This window comes from Candidatus Magnetaquicoccus inordinatus, from assembly GCF_004217665.1.
Lineage (GTDB): Bacteria > Pseudomonadota > Magnetococcia > Magnetococcales > Magnetaquicoccaceae > Magnetaquicoccus > Magnetaquicoccus inordinatus.
In genome coordinates this window covers 1-16,694 of record NZ_RXIU01000059.1, presented here as the reverse complement: position 1 = coordinate 16,694, position 16,694 = coordinate 1, and the positions used below count along the sequence as shown (strand labels likewise).

16 protein-coding genes are annotated in these 16,694 nt (G+C 53.1%); 3 read left to right on the top strand and 13 right to left on the bottom strand.

Annotated features, from left to right (window positions below):
• The 5 genes from EJP87_RS06435 to EJP87_RS06415 form a co-directional block, all read right to left on the bottom strand.
• Positions 1-468, bottom strand: a 468-nt coding sequence (locus tag EJP87_RS06435) for an Hpt domain-containing protein (RefSeq protein WP_193771189.1), incomplete at its 3' end; no start/stop codon positions are given.
• Between the two features lie 19 nt (positions 469-487).
• On the bottom strand, positions 488-2,104 hold the full coding sequence (locus EJP87_RS06430; protein WP_130471037.1) for a methyl-accepting chemotaxis protein: 1,617 nt from the start codon (positions 2,102-2,104) through the stop codon (positions 488-490).
• 37 nt (positions 2,105-2,141) lie between these two features.
• Positions 2,142-2,651, bottom strand: a complete 510-nt coding sequence (locus EJP87_RS06425; RefSeq protein ID WP_130471036.1) for a chemotaxis protein CheW — start codon at positions 2,649-2,651, stop codon at positions 2,142-2,144.
• On the bottom strand, positions 2,644-4,155 hold the full coding sequence (locus EJP87_RS06420; protein ID WP_130471035.1) for a CheR family methyltransferase: 1,512 nt from the start codon (positions 4,153-4,155) through the stop codon (positions 2,644-2,646). Before EJP87_RS06420 ends, EJP87_RS06425 begins: the two co-directional genes overlap by 8 nt.
• Positions 4,152-4,697, bottom strand: coding sequence for a chemotaxis protein CheW (locus EJP87_RS06415; RefSeq protein WP_130471034.1), 546 nt, complete (start codon positions 4,695-4,697; stop codon positions 4,152-4,154). The genes EJP87_RS06420 and EJP87_RS06415 overlap by 4 nt, the downstream gene beginning before the upstream one ends.
• A 122-nt stretch (positions 4,698-4,819) precedes the next feature.
• Between EJP87_RS06415 and EJP87_RS06410 the strand changes: the two genes are divergently transcribed.
• Positions 4,820-5,869, top strand: coding sequence for an HD-GYP domain-containing protein (locus tag EJP87_RS06410; RefSeq protein WP_130471033.1), 1,050 nt, complete (start codon positions 4,820-4,822; stop codon positions 5,867-5,869).
• A gap of 153 nt (positions 5,870-6,022) precedes the next feature.
• On the opposite strand, the gene EJP87_RS06405 is transcribed toward EJP87_RS06410, so the two are convergent.
• From EJP87_RS06405 to EJP87_RS06390, 4 genes are all read right to left on the bottom strand, one after another.
• A complete protein-coding gene (locus tag EJP87_RS06405) occupies positions 6,023-6,637 on the bottom strand; it encodes a nitroreductase family protein (protein ID WP_130471032.1) in 615 nt (204 codons plus the stop codon).
• 86 nt (positions 6,638-6,723) lie between these two features.
• Positions 6,724-7,584 (bottom strand): hypothetical protein, encoded by an 861-nt coding sequence (locus EJP87_RS06400; protein WP_130471031.1) that lies wholly within the window; start codon positions 7,582-7,584, stop codon positions 6,724-6,726.
• A gap of 48 nt (positions 7,585-7,632) precedes the next feature.
• The gene (locus EJP87_RS06395; protein ID WP_130471030.1) at positions 7,633-9,741 is read right to left on the bottom strand and encodes a nitric oxide reductase activation protein NorD; all 2,109 of its coding nucleotides are present in this window, start codon (positions 9,739-9,741) and stop codon (positions 7,633-7,635) included.
• On the bottom strand, positions 9,731-10,561 hold the full coding sequence (locus EJP87_RS06390; RefSeq protein WP_130471029.1) for a CbbQ/NirQ/NorQ/GpvN family protein: 831 nt from the start codon (positions 10,559-10,561) through the stop codon (positions 9,731-9,733). Before EJP87_RS06390 ends, EJP87_RS06395 begins: the two co-directional genes overlap by 11 nt.
• Before the next feature lie 62 nt (positions 10,562-10,623).
• Between EJP87_RS06390 and EJP87_RS06385 the strand changes: the two genes are divergently transcribed.
• Positions 10,624-10,854, top strand: coding sequence for a hypothetical protein (locus EJP87_RS06385; protein ID WP_130471028.1), 231 nt, complete (start codon positions 10,624-10,626; stop codon positions 10,852-10,854).
• A 511-nt stretch (positions 10,855-11,365) separates the two neighbouring features.
• Here the strand turns inward: EJP87_RS06385 and EJP87_RS06380 are convergent.
• From EJP87_RS06380 to dsrA, 4 genes are read right to left on the bottom strand one after another with little or no spacing between them, the layout of a single operon-like run.
• A complete protein-coding gene (locus tag EJP87_RS06380; RefSeq protein ID WP_130471027.1) occupies positions 11,366-11,734 on the bottom strand; it encodes a hypothetical protein in 369 nt (122 codons plus the stop codon).
• 14 nt (positions 11,735-11,748) lie between these two features.
• Positions 11,749-13,479: an NAD(P)-binding protein gene (locus EJP87_RS06375; protein WP_130471026.1), complete on the bottom strand. Its 1,731-nt coding sequence runs from the start codon at positions 13,477-13,479 to the stop codon at positions 11,749-11,751.
• A gap of 11 nt (positions 13,480-13,490) precedes the next feature.
• The gene (gene dsrB / locus EJP87_RS06370) at positions 13,491-14,564 is read right to left on the bottom strand and encodes a dissimilatory-type sulfite reductase subunit beta (RefSeq protein ID WP_130471025.1); all 1,074 of its coding nucleotides are present in this window, start codon (positions 14,562-14,564) and stop codon (positions 13,491-13,493) included.
• A 55-nt stretch (positions 14,565-14,619) separates the two neighbouring features.
• Positions 14,620-15,801 carry a dissimilatory-type sulfite reductase subunit alpha gene (gene dsrA / locus EJP87_RS06365; protein WP_130471038.1) on the bottom strand — a complete coding sequence of 394 codons (1,182 nt, stop codon included), beginning with the start codon at positions 15,799-15,801 and terminating at the stop codon, positions 14,620-14,622.
• Positions 15,802-16,165: 364 nt separating this feature from the next.
• Between dsrA and EJP87_RS06360 the strand changes: the two genes are divergently transcribed.
• Positions 16,166-16,612 carry a bacteriohemerythrin gene (locus EJP87_RS06360; protein WP_130471024.1) on the top strand — a complete coding sequence of 149 codons (447 nt, stop codon included), beginning with the start codon at positions 16,166-16,168 and terminating at the stop codon, positions 16,610-16,612.
• Positions 16,613-16,694 lie beyond the last annotated feature (82 nt).

Genomic DNA, 16,694 nt, shown 5'->3' with positions numbered 1-16,694 from the left:
AGAGGGGGCTTCGAGAGTGGAGGTCGTGGCCAAGGGCTGTGAGGCTCTCCCCTTTTGTACGCTCTGCACCACTCCCTCCAACTCTGCAAGCAAAGCCAGCAGATCACGGCGGGCAGCCGTCGGCAAAGGCTGATTGAGATCACGTGCCAACACCTTTTCCAAAAAGGCGATAGCACGATGCAGACGATCAAACAGCCCAGGAGAGAGAGGCAAGCTGCCCCCTTTGAGAGCGGAAAAGACCCCCTCCATGGCCTGGCAGACCGCTTCCATCTCCCGCAGACTGACTGCCCGCGCCGCCCCCTTCAGACTGTGCGCATCCCGATAAATCCCCTCCAGCAGTGCTGCCGACACCCCTTGCAAACCCACCTTTTCCAACTCCAACAGGGCGCTGCCAATGGTAGACAAACGCTCCCCAGCTTCCTGACGAAAAGCTTCGCGCAGTTTGCGCAGCAGTTCCTGTTCGTTCATGGCCAGAAACTTTCCGCCACTACAGTTGGAAACGTTGGGTCAGCGCCTGTAAATCGCGGCTCAAGGCGTTCAAGGATTTAATGGAATCTTCCAACTGTCGGGCTGCCCCACTGTTCTGGGTAGTGGCCAGTTTGATGTTATCCATGGCGATGACCAATTGATCCATGCCTCCCAACTGTTGTTGACTGGAGGCAGAGATCTGTTCGGCAGCCATTTCACTGCGTTCAGCGCTGGCCTCAAAGGTAGAGATGGCCGAACCGGCGACATGTCCCAATTCCACCCCTTTGTCTACCGATTTGTTGCCCCGCTCCGTCGCCAACACTGCAGTAGAGGTGGCCTTTTGAATATCGTTGAGAATCACCTTGATTTGCCCTGTGGCTTCGCGCGACTGTTCGGCCAGATTTTTCACCTCCTGGGCTACCACGGCAAAACCGCGTCCTGCCTCTCCCGCCTTGGCAGCCTCAATGGCGGCATTGACCGACAAAAGGTTGGATTGATCGGTAATATCGTTTACCGAAGAGACAATTTCCCCGATATTTTGGGTCTGTTCACTCAGGCGGATGATGCTGCCGGCAATGGCATCCATCTCCTCTTTAATACGGGTAATGCCGGTCAATGCCTGCACCGAAGCGTTGCCACCGGAACGGGCTACCTCACGCACTGTGCGCGCCTCTTGCACCATTTCCAGTGCCCGATCATTGGTCAAATGGGCGGTATGACGCACCTCCTCCACCGTGGCGCTGACCTGCATCACCGTAGTGGAGGTCTCCACCGAATTGGCAGCCAATTGAGCCGCAGTAGCCGCCAGTTCACTGCCCGCACTGGCCAAGGAGAGTGATCCGGCCAGGATTTGATTGACCTGCTCGCGCAACAGATTCAACATACTGTTCATGGTCTGCGCCAACTCTCCCAACTCATCATTGCGCTGCCCCAAATCGATCTTTTGGCGCAGATCAAAGGCGGTCAGACGGCGCGCAAACTCCATTTGTTGCGCCAACGGACGGGTAATACTGCGGGTAATCACCCAGGCAATACCCACTCCGATCATTATCATCAAGCCGATGGTGATCCATAAGGGCAGACTCAACAGTCCAGTCAAACGGGCCACATAGTGCAGGCTCTCTTGGGCCTCTTTGACCATCGCCGCACGCAACGGCACAATACTATCGCGCACCCGCTCCGACTGCTTATCAAAATGGACCATGATTGCATCTCCAGCCGCTTTGCCCGCCCCCAAATAGGCATCGACCATTTTGCTGCCGGTCTGGATCAAGGTTTCAAAATCCTTCTGAAACTCCTCCAAACGGCGAATATCTTCGGCCATTTTGCGTTCGGCATAATGTTTCTTAAATTTTTCGAGTCCTTCCCGCATCTTTTTGCCATGTCCTTGGGCATCGCTCACCGACTCCCGGTTACCGGTCAAAGCGGCATCGGTCAAAAACTGCTGCACGGCATGGACATCACCCACCATCTCTTCGGCAAGCAAAGCCAACGGCATGGCGCTGTCACGCACCCGCACGGTTTGCTCCTCCACCTCATGCAGTTGATTGAGAAACAATAAAAATCCGATACTGAAAGTCAGCAACACCAACGCAAATCCTAACCCCAGACGCACGCCGATCCGCAAATTGTTCATGCCATTTTCCTATCTGATTCCGGGTTAACAAGCCCCGCTACCCCACCACCAGGCGCGGATCCATCACGATTTTGCCCCCATCCAACACAATCAGCCGATCCGCAGTAATCGCCAGCAGATAATCCTGTCGCCAACCGCTCAAGGTCGGCAAAGAGCTCAGAGTATTGGCCAAGGAGAGATGGCGCACACCAATAATCGCATCAGCCAGCACAGCCAACTCCCGATCCACAGAGCGCAATACCAATATGCGACTGTTGCCATCGGCAGCAGAAACGGGCAAAGCAAACAGCCGCTTCAGATCCAAAAGCGCCACAATCTCGCCACGCAAATTGATCACCCCCGCGATAGCCTCCATCACCCCAGGCAGGGGAGTCAATTCACGAAAAGGCACAATTTCACGAACATGGCGCAGCTCAATCGCATAGTGCTCTGCGCCGAGAGTAAACTCCACCACAGCCAGTGCCTGCCGATCCTCTTCTGTGCTCTGTTCGGGCAGAGCCATCTCTTCTGCCCGTTGCCGCAAGATCTTTTGCCTCTTCTCAAGCATGAAGCACCCCTTCCAGTTGCTGCACAATCTGGCGAATGGTCTGCACCGTCATCCCTTCGGTATGCGGCACCATCATCTCCGCAGCACTCCCTTTCAGCAACTGCCACAGTGTAGCCACATGTTTACGGGCGCGTCTCTTGTCACGACACAAAGTAGCCAATTGCAAATGAGCAATCACCATGTCCGGCTGCAAAAAAAGCACCTGTTCCAAAACAGTTTCTGCCTCATCGCGTTCTCCTTTGGCCAGGAGAATCATCGCCAATTGGTAATAATATTCTGCCTGCAAACGATCCTGGGCTATCGCCTGGCGATAGTTTTTCTCAGCCTGCTCCAGACGCCCCAGATTGGCCTGAATTCGTGCCAACAGCAGAGTACGCGCCAAGGAGGGCGCACTCTCCTCACGCTGCCGTTCCAAGAGATCCGCCGATTCGGAAAGACGATTGGCCAGAAAGAGCTGTTCTGCTTCCAGCAACAGCGCATCGCGACCAGAGGACACAACGGGAGCTGACTGCAGCTCTCGGCTGTGGCTGACAGGAGTGCGCCGTGCTGCTGCAGAAGAGGGTCGCGACCAGGAGGAACTGGCCGCAGAGTGGGTCGGAGCAGAGGGAGCCGGTGTATAGCGTTTGAGTGGGAGACTCTCTCCCAAAGAGTTTTTATAAAACAGATTGGGCTCCGCTGCCTGGCGCACCAGCAGTTGCCGATGCCGAATCAGCGCCGCTTCGCTCGGACTGACTATCAACCATCCTCCTTCGTGCAAGCGTGCAGCCAGTTGACCAACAATCTGTTCTCGGTGTCCTGGACTAAAATACATTAACACATTACGGCAAAAGATGACTGCCACAGATTGCGGCTGATCCAATGGAGCGGGATAGTTGTTCTCCACCAAATTGATTGGCAGAAAACAGACCCGACTACGGATGGAGTCACAAATTTGCCATTGATTATCTGGAGTGCGCTGAAAAAAACGTTTTTGCACCTCCGGGAGAGCGTGGCGAAACGACCAGGAGGTATAGCGCCCTAGCACAGCCCGCGACAAGGCATCAGGATTGACATCACTGGCAATAATGCGCACATCTGACTCGGCAAGGCCGTGCATGGCCAACATGATGGCCATGGTATAGGGCTCTTCTCCCGTGCTGCAACCCGCACTCCACACAGTCAAAGGGGTTTTGGCTTGGTGCAGGAGAGGAGGTAAAATGGTTTTGATCAAGCGTTCAAAATTTTTTTCATCGCGAAAAAAATAGCTCTCTCCGATGGTCAAATAGCGGGCCATGATCTGCAACTGCTCATCGTTATTGGCCTGATAGAGTAGCCATTTGACCAGTTTATCCACACTGGAAAGGCCCCGATCTGCGGCCATTTCCCGCAGTGCCCGGAACAGATCCGGCAAACGCTCCTCGGAAAAGTGAAAGCCCAGCCGTTGCTGAATAATCCGCAGCAAAAGATCCTGATCCAGCGGATCCAAAAACGGAGCAACCACTCCCACCTCTGGATCCCGATTCATGCCGGCAATCCCTGTAACAAAGGTTGCGTCTGTGCCAATAATGGGTGAACAATGTGTCTGATCGGTAGGAGCAACACCGTTTCCTGACGATACTGCACGATCCCTTCCAGGATCTGCTCCAGGTGTGCAGAAAAACGGGTGGGTGGAAAGATCTCCTCTTTGTGAAAGGAGAGCACCCCTTCTACATGATCAACAAAAAAACAACAGGAAAACTGGCCCGGCAGCAACACCAGACGATCGGTAGTGTCAACCGCTTTTTCTGGCAACTCCAGGCGCGAGTGCAGGTTGAATACTGGCAAGACGCGACCCCGCAGATTGACCACCCCACGCAACAGGGGAGGAGAGTCGGGAATGGGGGTCACCCAGAGGGCACGAAAAACTCTCTCCACATCACTGACGGTGATGGCAAACAGTTGTTCTGCCAGTCGGAAAATAAAATAATGGATCGGGTGATTGTTCATGTGCATCCAAGTGTGCTTTTCCAGCCCATGCCCCCCTTTTTCTTGTCTGTCAGGATAGCGCAGAGGAGAGGCTACTGTCACTTGCTTTTCTCTGCTTGGCGAAGCTCTGTCCGTATAATAGACTAAAACAATACTGTAGAATCAGGGGCAGAATCGTCACAAATATAAAAGTGTGCTGCAATCGGGAAGGGAAGGAATAGGCAATGATGCTGGGCCATGCAGAGCGCGCCACCATTCTGGTAGTGGATGATACCACAGAAAATATCGATGTGTTGAGCGGTATTTTGCGTGCCGAATATCGGGTCAAAGCGGCCTTGAACGGTGAGAAAGCGTTGCGTATCGCCCGCAGTGAGCCCCGACCAGACATGATTTTGTTGGACATCATGATGCCAGAAATGGATGGTTATGAAGTCTGTCGTCGATTGAAAGCCGATCCTTTTACCGCTCCCATTCCGGTCATTTTTATCACGGCCAAAATTGAGGTCGAGGATGAAAAACATGGCCTGGAATTGGGAGCCGTAGACTATATCACCAAACCGATTTCACCGCCGATTGTGGAGTTGCGGGTACGCACCCAGTTGGCACTGTATGACCAGCGCCGCACTTTAGAGAGTTTGGTGCGCCAACGTACTCAGGAGTTGTTGGCCACCCGTTTGGAGATCATTCGCCGTCTGGGGCGGGCGGCTGAGTTCAAGGATAATGAAACCGGCCTGCATGTAATCCGCATGAGTCACTATGCCCGCCTGATTGCTGAAAAATTGGCTATCAGCGAAGAGTGGACCGATCTTTTATTTAATGCTGCTCCGATGCACGACATCGGTAAAATTGGCGTACCCGACCGTATCCTGCGTAAACCAGGCCCTTTGGATGCCGATGAGCGCAAGATTATCGAAACTCATCCTAAGATGGGAGCGGAAATTATCGGCGACCATCAGGCCGAGCTGCTGAGCATGGCCAAGGAGATTGCCCTGACCCATCATGAAAAATGGGATGGCAACGGCTATCCACATGGTTTATCCGGGGAGACAATCCCGCTGAGTGGCCGCATCGTGGCCATTGCCGATGTCTTTGATGCCTTGACTGCACAACGACCCTACAAAAAGGCCTGGACAGTTGCCCAGGCCATGACCATTCTCGAAGGTGATTCCGGGAGCCATTTTGATCCCCATCTGGTGGCCCTGTTTCAGCAAGTTTTGCCACAAGCGGTGGAGATCATGGAGAAGCATCGTGATCCGCCACGCCCGGAAAGCTGAACAACCTCTGCAGAGATTTGGGGGAGTTTGGGAAAGCGAGCTGATCTCCTTGGGTTGTGTCGTTGTAGCGACACCTCCCGTTTTGGGTTGTGTCGTTGTAGCGACACCTCCCGTCACAGTGCGCAGCTCTGCCCCCCTCTCCCCCAGCAGCAGCTACGACTGTTCAGGAAAACGATCCAGCAGACGCACGACTGACAAGGGCAACTGCCCGGCACGCGCCTGCGCGGGTTGCAAAGGTTTACCGATAGCAATGCTCATGACCACGATATGGTCGGCTGGCAACCGGATCAACGCACCGACCGCAGCATAATCAAATCCAGCCATTGGGCAGGAGTCATAGCCCATGGCTTTGGCAGCCAGCATGATGGTCTGCGCTGCCATACCACAAGAGCGTATGGCTTCGTCGCGCTGCGTCTGGGGAAAGGCTCCATAATAGTCGGCCATGGCCTTGACAATCCATTGCCGCACATGTTCGGCGGCATTTTGCCAATAGCGTTCCGGCTCTTTATTCCATGCCTGCAAATCGGCACAGAGAATCACATAAAGGGAAGAGTCGGTGACCTGGGGTTGGTTCCAGGAGAGCTGACGCAGTTGCTGGCGTAACTGAGGATCCCGAACAACCAAAAAACGCCAATGTTGAATATTAAAAGCGGTTGGGGATAACAGCGCCAACTGCAAAAGCTGCTCCTCTTCAGCTTCGCTCATGCGATGGTTGGGATCAAAATGTTTGACGGAACGACGACTGCTGATGGCGGTGAGGGTATCCATATAAAACGGCTCCTGTGATGAAATAAACAAATAGAACAACTGTTTCCGCCTCCCCCTCTTGAGAGAGAAACAGCTCTCGATCGAAATCAACGTGCTGGTTCTTTTTCCGATTTTATATTGGCTGACTGGCCTTTTGCTACAGGATCGGCTGGCATCTTGCCGGATGCTTTGCCCGCTTCTGTCGCTCTCTGCAGCTCTCCTGTGGAGAGATCCACGATGGTTTTGACCGTGCGCAGAGTGCTCTTTTCGCTGCCACAAGAGAGCACCAGGTTTATCGAAAGCTTTTTATTATCCAACCATTGGAGAGTGCGCAAATCCAGAGTATAGCCATCCTGCTCTGGCAAGGAGCAGGCGAGGCTGCTGGCACTCTCCAGGGCAAAGTCATAAAATTGCACATCACGGCTCTCTTTTTTTTCCAAATCGATCACCGCCAGCCATATATCTCCCTCATCCCCTACGGGTAGCACACTGAAACGTTCCTGAGCCTGCCACCATACGGTGGTCGGAGTGGGATATTTGGCCCAGGTCAGCTCGTGCAGACGATGTTGTTTCAGATCCAACAGATATTGAAACCAACACATGCTGCTGCCATCGGCAGGAGGTTCACAGGCGGTGAGCAGAGCAAAGCGTTTGCTGGGACTCACAGGAGAGATATTGACGGAGATGGGGGCCAACTGTTTTTTTCCGTCGCCATTATGCACTTGAATCTGCGGAGTAATTGCTTGCCCCTTAATGGCAAGTTGACCATTTTTACTGAGTGTAAAGCCACTCCCTGCCGGTTGTGCCGGCAAAAGCGTGGTCCAGGGTGAGGCAAGGATGGCCTGGTTGCTGTTCTGCAGTTCATGGATTGCTTTGGCTGTATCGCTGCGCAGTGGCTGTGGGGCGAGCAACAGGGCCAACAAGAAGAGAAGAAGAGAGACTCTGTAGGGTACAACAAACTGGGACATAACATTTTTCCTGAAAAAAGGGACTCCGCTAGCACCAAGAAAAACGGCTCATCTACTGGTGAGCTTTCTATAAATATCCGCAATACGCAAGGGTAATTGACGCACATCCTCCAGGAGTACATAGCGTGCTGGACCGTACAGACGGGGAAGATAGGCACGGGCCTCGCGGTCAATGGTAATACAGAAGGGGTGAATACCACTGCGTCGGGCTTCCAGCAAGGCGGTACGGGTATCTTCGATGGCATATTGGCCACGATAGCCACCCAAAAAGCTATCATAATCCTCTGGCTTGCCGTCGGAAAGGGTGATCAGGAGTCGTGTTTTGGCCTCTTGTTGGTTGAGCAGAGTACTGGCATGACGGATAAACACCCCCATCCGGGTATAATCCATGGCTTGCACTCCGGCAATAGCGGGTTCCAGAGTGGCCAGTTGCTGTTGGGTAAAGCTTTTGATGCAGTAGAGATGGCACTGTTTGCGCGTCATACTGGAAAAACCATAGAGGGCAAAACGATCCTGAAGATGGTGCAAGGCGTGACTAAAGAGCACCAGACTTTCGCGAATGGCCTGATTGACCCATCCCTTGGTGGAACCACTCATATCGACCAAAAGCAGGGTCGCCACATTGCGCTGCCGCCTGTGCCGATGACGAAACAGCCGTTCATCCATCTCTTGTCCAGCCTGAAAATCGCTCCAGGCGTGCAAAAGCGCATCCATATCAATTTCATCGCCAAACAATTGCCGACGCTGCCACTGATCTTCGCCACGCAACATCTCAAAGCGACGGCGAATCCCCTGCCAGACTCCTTGATATTTGTGCAAAGTCTCCTGCACAATCTTCTCCTCTCCGGGAGGAATAGGCCGCTCACTTAACAGGCACCACTCTTTGCGATAACTGTTGCGTTGATAATCCCACTCATCATAAGCAAACAGTGAACCATCTTCTGGCGGAGCAAAATCATAGCGATTGGTTGTCGTCTCTTGCGCTGATACGGCATCGCTGCGATAGCCTGCCGATCCGGCTGGACTCAGATATTCGGGAGGCATTTGCCCCAGATCCTGAACAATGGAGCGAAGCAAAAGCTGCAGCTCATCTGGTGGGCGCAACGGTTGCCCTTCCAGAGACATATTAAAACGCATCCCCTCTTCAGCGGACGAAAACAAAAAAGAGTGACCGGCAACAACTGGCATCTCCACCGGGGTGCGGGAGTCGCGAGTCTCGCCGAGAAGTTGGCGAAAACGACGTTTTTCCTCGGCGATGCGTTTGAGCAGCGTGGTCATGGCCGGTTGCCACAAGGGCAGACCGTGATAGGGCAACGCCTCCGGTAGTGGCTGCTCAAGCAGAGTGGGCAACAAAGAGAGAGTCAATTGGGCGCTGGCCTCTGGCTGCGTCAGTTGGCTAATCGCCTCCTGCCAGAGAGAAGAGAGAGCACGTTTCTTCTGCAAAGAGGCCATAAAACGGGCCAATCCTGGCAAAAGAGGTGCGATTTTGGCGTCAACACGCGAGCCCTCCAAAATCATATACAGACGACCGGCCTGCTCAGGATCAGCATATTGCTGCAACCGTTCCGGCAGTTGTGGAAAAAAGGTGCCAAAGCGCGCCAATCCCCACAGATGGGCGGCCATGCTTTGATACAGAGTACGATTGCCGGCTTGGCTGGGCAGATGCGCGAGAGAGGCAGGGAGAAACAGTGTCGCTGTGTTGGTATAGCCACCAGCCTGCTCGCTGCTGGCAACAAAAAGGGAGCGCCCCCCCAAAGCGGTGACGAAGGCTTGCAACATGGCAATCATTTCATCGAGCAGAAGAGTCTGCTCTTGCTGTTTTTGCCGCATGGGCCCTTCACGCAGACGCAACAAAGCAGCCTGCAGCCCCAGTTGATCATAACGGTCAATCACCGCAGAGATCCAAAGTGAGAGGCTGGGAGGATCCAGGGTAGCCAAAAACGGGATCATCTGTTGCGTTGCTTGAAAGGCCAGTTCAGGATTGATGCGGCTGAGAATCGGCAACCAATGCAAAAGAGGTTGTTGCTGCTCCTCGGAATAACAGGATAGCCGTTCCACCAATTTACCAACGGTGCGCCGTGTGGAGAGAGCCGCTGCCAGCCACTCCTCCAACCGCTCTTCCAGTTGCAACATGTTTGGAGAAAGATCAATCGCCATCAGCCGTTCCCAATACCGACTCCTGCAAAGCGGTAATGGCAGCGATGAGATCGGCATCATCGGTAAGGGCATGGGTAATGGCGGCAGTACAGGCTTCGCTGGGAGTACGACCACTCTGAATCAAGCGACCAGCATGCACCAACAAACGGGTGCTGGCCCCCTCCTCCAAACCGTTGCCTTTCAGATTGCGGGTCAACTGGGCAAACTGGACCAGGGCCGACGCCATACCGAAGGAGACTCCACTCTCCTTTTGGATGATGGTTTTTTCCAGTCCCGTCTTGGGATAGTCAAACTCCAAGGCCACAAAGCGTTGTCTGGTACTCTGCTTGAGCTCTTTGAGTACACTCTGGTAACCGGGATTATAGGAGATGACCAAAGCAAATTCCGGGGGAGCACGCAAAACAGTGCCCAATTTTTCGATCGGCAGCAGGCGCCGATCATCGGCCAGGGGATGGATAACCACCGTGGTATCCTTGCGTGCTTCGACAATTTCGTCGAGATAACAGATGGCACCATGGCGTACTGCCATGGTCAGAGGACCGTCGCGCCAAACGGTCTCCCCACCGATCACCAAAAACCGACCAACCAGATCACTGGTGGTCATATCTTCATGGCAAGAGACCGTGAGCAGAGGTCTGCCGAGCTGCCAGGCCATACGTTCGACAAAGCGGGTTTTTCCGCAACCGGTCGGACCTTTGAGCAGAATGGGCAACCTGTTGGCAAAAGCTGCAGAAAAGAGTTCACACTCGTTGGCCACCGCTTCATAATAGGGCTCGTTGATGATACGATAGGATTCCAGTGGGGAGAGATCTGAAGACATACTCACTCCTTGCTATTGCCAGTGCTGGGCGTTTAACCGCGTAGGAAGGAATTGCAAAAACCATGGAATATTCCAAGCCAAACCAGGATAGCGAGTTGCCACGCCGCCGCAAAGGCAAACAGTTTCCGGCCTGCGTAGCCTGTCATGCCGATCCAGGATTTTCCTGGGCCTGTCCGTGTGGCTTTGCCTTATGCACCGAGTGTCTGCAAAAAAATGATGATCTGTGGCAAGGTGGGGGTCGCGCCTGGCGTTGTCCGCAATGTGGCAAAGAGCATCTGGGCCCCAATCGCTGATCCCAACCCCATAAAAGACAATAACACAAGAACTGGTGCTGCAAAAGAAAGCTGGCAAGAAAGACCAGGGCAATCGCATTTGCCAATCTCCTCACTGTTGCTACAAGCGAAACTGTGCATGTCGGGCGTCCGCCCTCCCAAAGAGTGCCCCTGCGGGGCACAAATCTGTGCGGCGTGCGCGAATGCTAAAGCATTCGCTTTTGTGAAACGCCGCACATTACCAGCAGGGCTTTGCCCTGCACCCACCAGGAGGAGATAATCTCCTCCTGGACCTCCCTAATAATTTTCTGATTTTCAAATGCGATTGCCCTGCAAGAAAGACCATGGGGCCAGCGGTTCAGTTCCCGATCTGGCCCCAGGAGTACAGATTATTTCTTTGAGCTTGTGCATAAATCTGCTGTGCAGCCCACGGGCGGCGTTGCAGGCTCTTTCGCTCCTCGCCTATCTGTTTGATATGTCCCGTCGCTCAATCACCTGCGCCTTGCCCGTGGACTTGCTCGCGACGATTTGTTCACAAACTCTTTGCACTGCGCAACGACGCCAAAACCGGTTCCCAGGTCTGGGTTGGCCGATTCAGACGTTTTTCAATAAAAGCGGCAAAATAGAGCGCCCCTTCGGCAAGACGCTGATCACCCTGCAGCAGGGCCTGTTTGGCCCGTTCTCCTTGGGCAGCACTCTCTTGACCCGCCTCTTCGACGCTACGCCAATAGGCCAGCGCCTCCTGACCATTGACAAACCGCTCCGATTGCTGTTTGGCAGCCGACAAAGAGGAGACCAGCACATCATTGCGCCCAAAGCGCATCGGCCAACCACTTTCTGCCCACTTGCGGGCATCATTGATGGCTTGATCCATTTGTTGTACCAACTTCGATGTATCCATTGTCACCCTCTCAATCAATCCATACCCATGTCGATATAACCGGTGGGACAGACTTCGGCACAGATGTGGCAGCCCACACACTTTTCATAATAGGTAAACATCACCTCCCCTTCTGGATTGCCAGAAAAACGGGTGATGGCATGCTGGGGACAGAAAAGCATGCACTGATTGCATTCAAAACAGAGACCACAACTCATACAACGGGAAGATTCCTGCTTGGCCTGCTCGAGAGTGAGCGGCACCAACACCTCCTGCCAAGAACCTTTGACAATTTGTGGATGCTCAACACGGCGTTTTTGTTGGCTGACCGGAATAAAATAGTCCGCTTTCAACTTTTCATAACGAACCACATCCCGGCGTGGCGGTTTGCCAGGCAAAGGCAGACCATTGGCCAGACGATCCATCGCTTCAGCAGCCTTGCGACCATGACCGATGGCGGTAGTCAACAGCGTAATCTGCACCGCATCGCCACCACCGAAGAGATTGTGAAACCCTTCAATTTTCTGGTTGTGATCGACCTTCAACCAGGGACCGCCGGCAGTACTTTTCTCCAACCCGGTCATATCGGTGCTTTGCCCGATGGAGGCAACCACCATATCGGTTTCGATGACAAACTCTGTACCGGCTTCCGCTTTGAAACGGAAAAAGGGAATGGGATGATCCCATCCCTCTTCGCCTTTGGCCTTTTTGACCATTTTGATACATTGCAACCCGGTCACCTGATCACCGTTGCGTTGGACGGAAACAGTACCAGCCAGATAGTGAATTTGCGTACCTTCGGCAACCGCTTCATTAAACTCAAAGGCCGAACATTTCATCTCTTCGCGGGGAACCGCTGAGATCAAGGAGGCTTGTGCACCCAGGCGCAAAGCCAGACGGGCCACATCCATGGCCACATCGCCATCGCCGATGACTGTCACCTTTTTGCCGATAGGCATCGCTTCGCCCAACTTTTCAAACTGCTGCAAAAAGTCGATGGCATTGGTGACACCGGAACCTTGGGCGCCAGGAATGGGTAAAGCGCGCCCTTTTTGCGCCCCAACGGCCAGAAACACCGCATCATATTCCTTGCTCAACTGCTCCAGGGTGACATCAACACCGACACGGATTCCCGTCCGCACCTCCATTCCCATAGCAATAATGCGCTCTATTTCTGCATCAAGGGTCTCCCGGCTCACCCGGTAACCCATGATCCCATAGCGCATCATGCCCCCCAACTTTTCCTGCGCTTCATAGATCACCACACTATGGCCACGTCGCGCCAAATGGTAGGCACAGGAGAGCCCTCCTGGACCGGCGCCAACCACCGCCATTTTTTTTCCGGTGCTTTGGCTCGGTTTGGGAAAGCTCAATTTTTTCTCGATGGCATATTCACCGATAGCCTGTTCCACGGCATTGATATGGATGGTTTCATCACGAAACTGCCGGTTGCAGGCGCTTTGACAGGGGGCAGGACAGACCCGACCCATCACGGCCGGAAAGGGATTGGTTTGGGTCAAGCGACGAAAGGCAGCGGCCCAAGCATCATCCCCATCTTTCCAGATACCACGCACCAGATTGTGATAGCCACGAATATCTTCGCCTGCCGGACAGGCATTGCTGCAGGGTGGCAGACGTTCCACATAGGTCGGACATTTACCGCTGCGATCGCCGTAGGCGACAATCCGATCCAATCCGCTCTCCTGGAGCAGAGGATTATATTCCCACTCTATGGCAGAGCGGTGAATAGGGTTGGTGTGTAACATAACACTCTCCCCTAGAAACGAATGTGGGCGGATTGATTGAGCGATACCCTGGCGTGGCGGTAGTTGTCAATCATCGATTTATCAAAGGCAAGCCCGGTCTCCTCAAAGAAACGACGCCAACCGATGCGCTCGATCCATTCGCCCAGACGCTCCCAATCGCGTCCACCCGCTTTGTAGGCGCCGAGAATCCGTTTCAGCACCTCGGTCACCTCTGGCCAACGGGGGGGATTGTTGGGCAGACCATGGGCAACCAGCTTCATGTTGGCGGGTTTGCTGCGCGCATTGGAGTTTTTGCCACCCACCCAGACAGCCAATTTGGAGTGCTCGGGATGGTTGATCTCCATGGCCGGGCAGGCACCAAAGCAGGCCCCGCAATAGATGCACTTCTCCTCCACCACCATCAGGGAGGGTTTACCGTTGACAGTGGTGGGCCGTATCGCTGCCACAGGGCAACGGGCCACCGTGCTGGGCATTTCGCAGACATTGGCCAGAATCTCATGATTGATGCGCGGGGGACGGGTATGCTGAACCACCACGGCAATATCGGCCTGCCCGCCGCAGTTGATTTCACAGCAGGAGGTTGAGAGACGGACCCGGTTGGGCATCTCTTCATGGGCAAAATCATGAAAGAGAGCATCCATGATACTTTTGGCTACACCAGAAGCATCAATGGCTGGAATATCACAGTGCAGCCAACCTTGGGTATGGGCAATGGCACTCACCGAGGGTCCAGTCCCCCCGACGGGATGACCGGCAGCTTCCAGCTCTTGAATCAAGGGATCAACATTGGCTGCATTGGGGGTCATAAATTCAACATTGTTACGAATGGTCCAACGCAAAAAACCATCGGAATATTTATCGGCCAAATCGCAGAGACGACGCACAATATCCACTGTCACTTGGCGATGGGTAGCGGCACGAACCGTATAGAGCACATCACCACTCCAGGCCACATGTTTGAGAACACCCGGCCGGGGACGTTCATGATATTTCCATTGACCATAATTTTTCTTACTGATTGGGTGCAAAAACTCATCGAGCGCATGCGGGCCATTTTCGATGGTTTTCCAAGTACGTTCAGCCATTTATAAAACTCCTTGTTTCGGTATGGATCGTTTGGGTCAAAGATCAGTCCTTGGCTTATGCCGCTTCCGGGCTATGGGTCAAATCCGCCTTGAAAAACGGGTTATCGCGTGGATGGGCGACCATATCAATATTGGCTTCCATACCGATGGCATCGAGAAATTGATGCACACCAACCCGTTCGATGGTTTCACCAATCCGTTCGTGATCCAGGCCATTTTCCGACCAATAGTCGATCATTTTGTCAATCAGTTCGATAAAGGCATCCATATCTTCTTCGGTTTCCATTTTCATGAATGGCACCATCACAGAGCCGAGCATATTGCCCACTTTGAGATGGCCTTTGCCACCGACCAGCAAGGTGATTCCGCGTTCTTTGCCTGGGGAGAGGGCTTTGGGCATCACATTGAGACAGTGCATGCAGCGCACACAGTTACGATTGTCGATGACCAGTTGTTTGCCCTGCAAGGTAATCGCTTGCGTCGGACAGCGGCTGATCACATTATTGACCACATAATCGATGCCTTTTTTCTCAATAAAATTTTCCATCTCTTGGGTATCGATTTGAATATCATCCTTCCAGGTGCCGATCACCGAATAGTCGGCACGTTGGATGCTGTTGGTGCAATCGTTGGGACAACCAGAAAACTTAAACTTTGATTTATACGGAAGCTGCGGACGGTGGGTCAAATCGGCATAGTAGCTAAGCACTTTGCCATGCACACCGAGGGTATCATAGCAGGCTTGCTCGCAGCGGGCCGGACCGACACAGGAGGCTCCGGTACGCACGGTTGCACCCGCACCACCCAGATCCCAACCCAATTGATTGAGCTCATCAAAGCAGGCTTGGACATGCTCCGCCTTGATACCTTGCAGTTGCAGGTTACCCGTCTGCCCGTGCATAGAGAGCAAACCGGAACCATATTTTTCCCAGATGTCACACACTTCGCGCAGAGCTTTGCTGCTATAGTGCAGACCGGGTGCCGGTTGGATACGCATGGTATGAAATTCGGTTGCTTCGGGAAACTGGTCGCTGATCATGCTGTAGCGGCTGATGATACCGGCCCCATAGCCATGCACCCCAACCACTCCACCCTTCCAGTAACCCATGCGGGTCTCGTAAGAAAAATTCAACTGATCCAACACACCGCGAATCATGGTTTTTTCTGTTCTGTTGACGCTCTCCTTGAACCCTTTGATAAAGCTGGGCCAAGGACCGGACTCCAACTGGTCCAACATGGGGGTAGGATTCAGTGCAAACTCTTTTTTCTGCTCCTGTTGTTCGCTCACGGTTCAACCTCACTCTGCAAATGGGAAGGATGGGATCACAGTGTCTCTATTTTGGATTACAACGCTCGCCCACAAGGCTCACGTAAAAAAATAAGGCAAATGCCAAATTTGTTACCATAGAAGCGCAAAAAGTTCCAAAATTTTTTTTGCGTTTTGATTAATAATGCTTGAGAGAGCTGCGCAGAGGGGGCAGAATGTTTGCCAGTTGCGGATCAACCCCCTGAGGTGAGACGTGGCAGCTTTGGCTGTCGCCCCCCACACGGGGAATGTTTGCCAGTTGCGGATCAACCCCTGCGGTGCGAGGTGAACTTCGATGTGGAAAGCAGAATATAGTGTGGGTGTCGGACCGATTGATGACCAACATCAACGTTTGTTTCAACTGTTTGCCAGTTTGATGGAGGCGATTCACAACAACCGGGCTGTCGATGAAATCGATAAAATTTTTGTGCAGTTACGAGGCTATGTCACCAGTCATTTCCGTTTTGAGGAGCGACTGATGCGCAAGGGAGGCTTTCCCGCTACTGAAGAGCATGAAAATCTGCACGACAAAATTCGGGAAAATTTGTGTGAATTTCGCTCACGCTTCCTTAAAGCGGAGGATGAAGAGGGACGCTTCCACGTCATTGATGAAGTGGTGGTTTTTCTGACCAACTGGTTGACTGGGCATATTCTGGGGGAGGATCGTCAATATATGCCCTATTTGAACACACCAGAGGTGCAAAAAATTGCCAACCTTTATTATCATGATGAAAAAGGCTAAAAATTTTGTAACTATTCACCACACAAAACAACTGCGGGTCCAGGGAGGGCACCTCCCTGGCCGGGTCCAGGGATGGAATCCC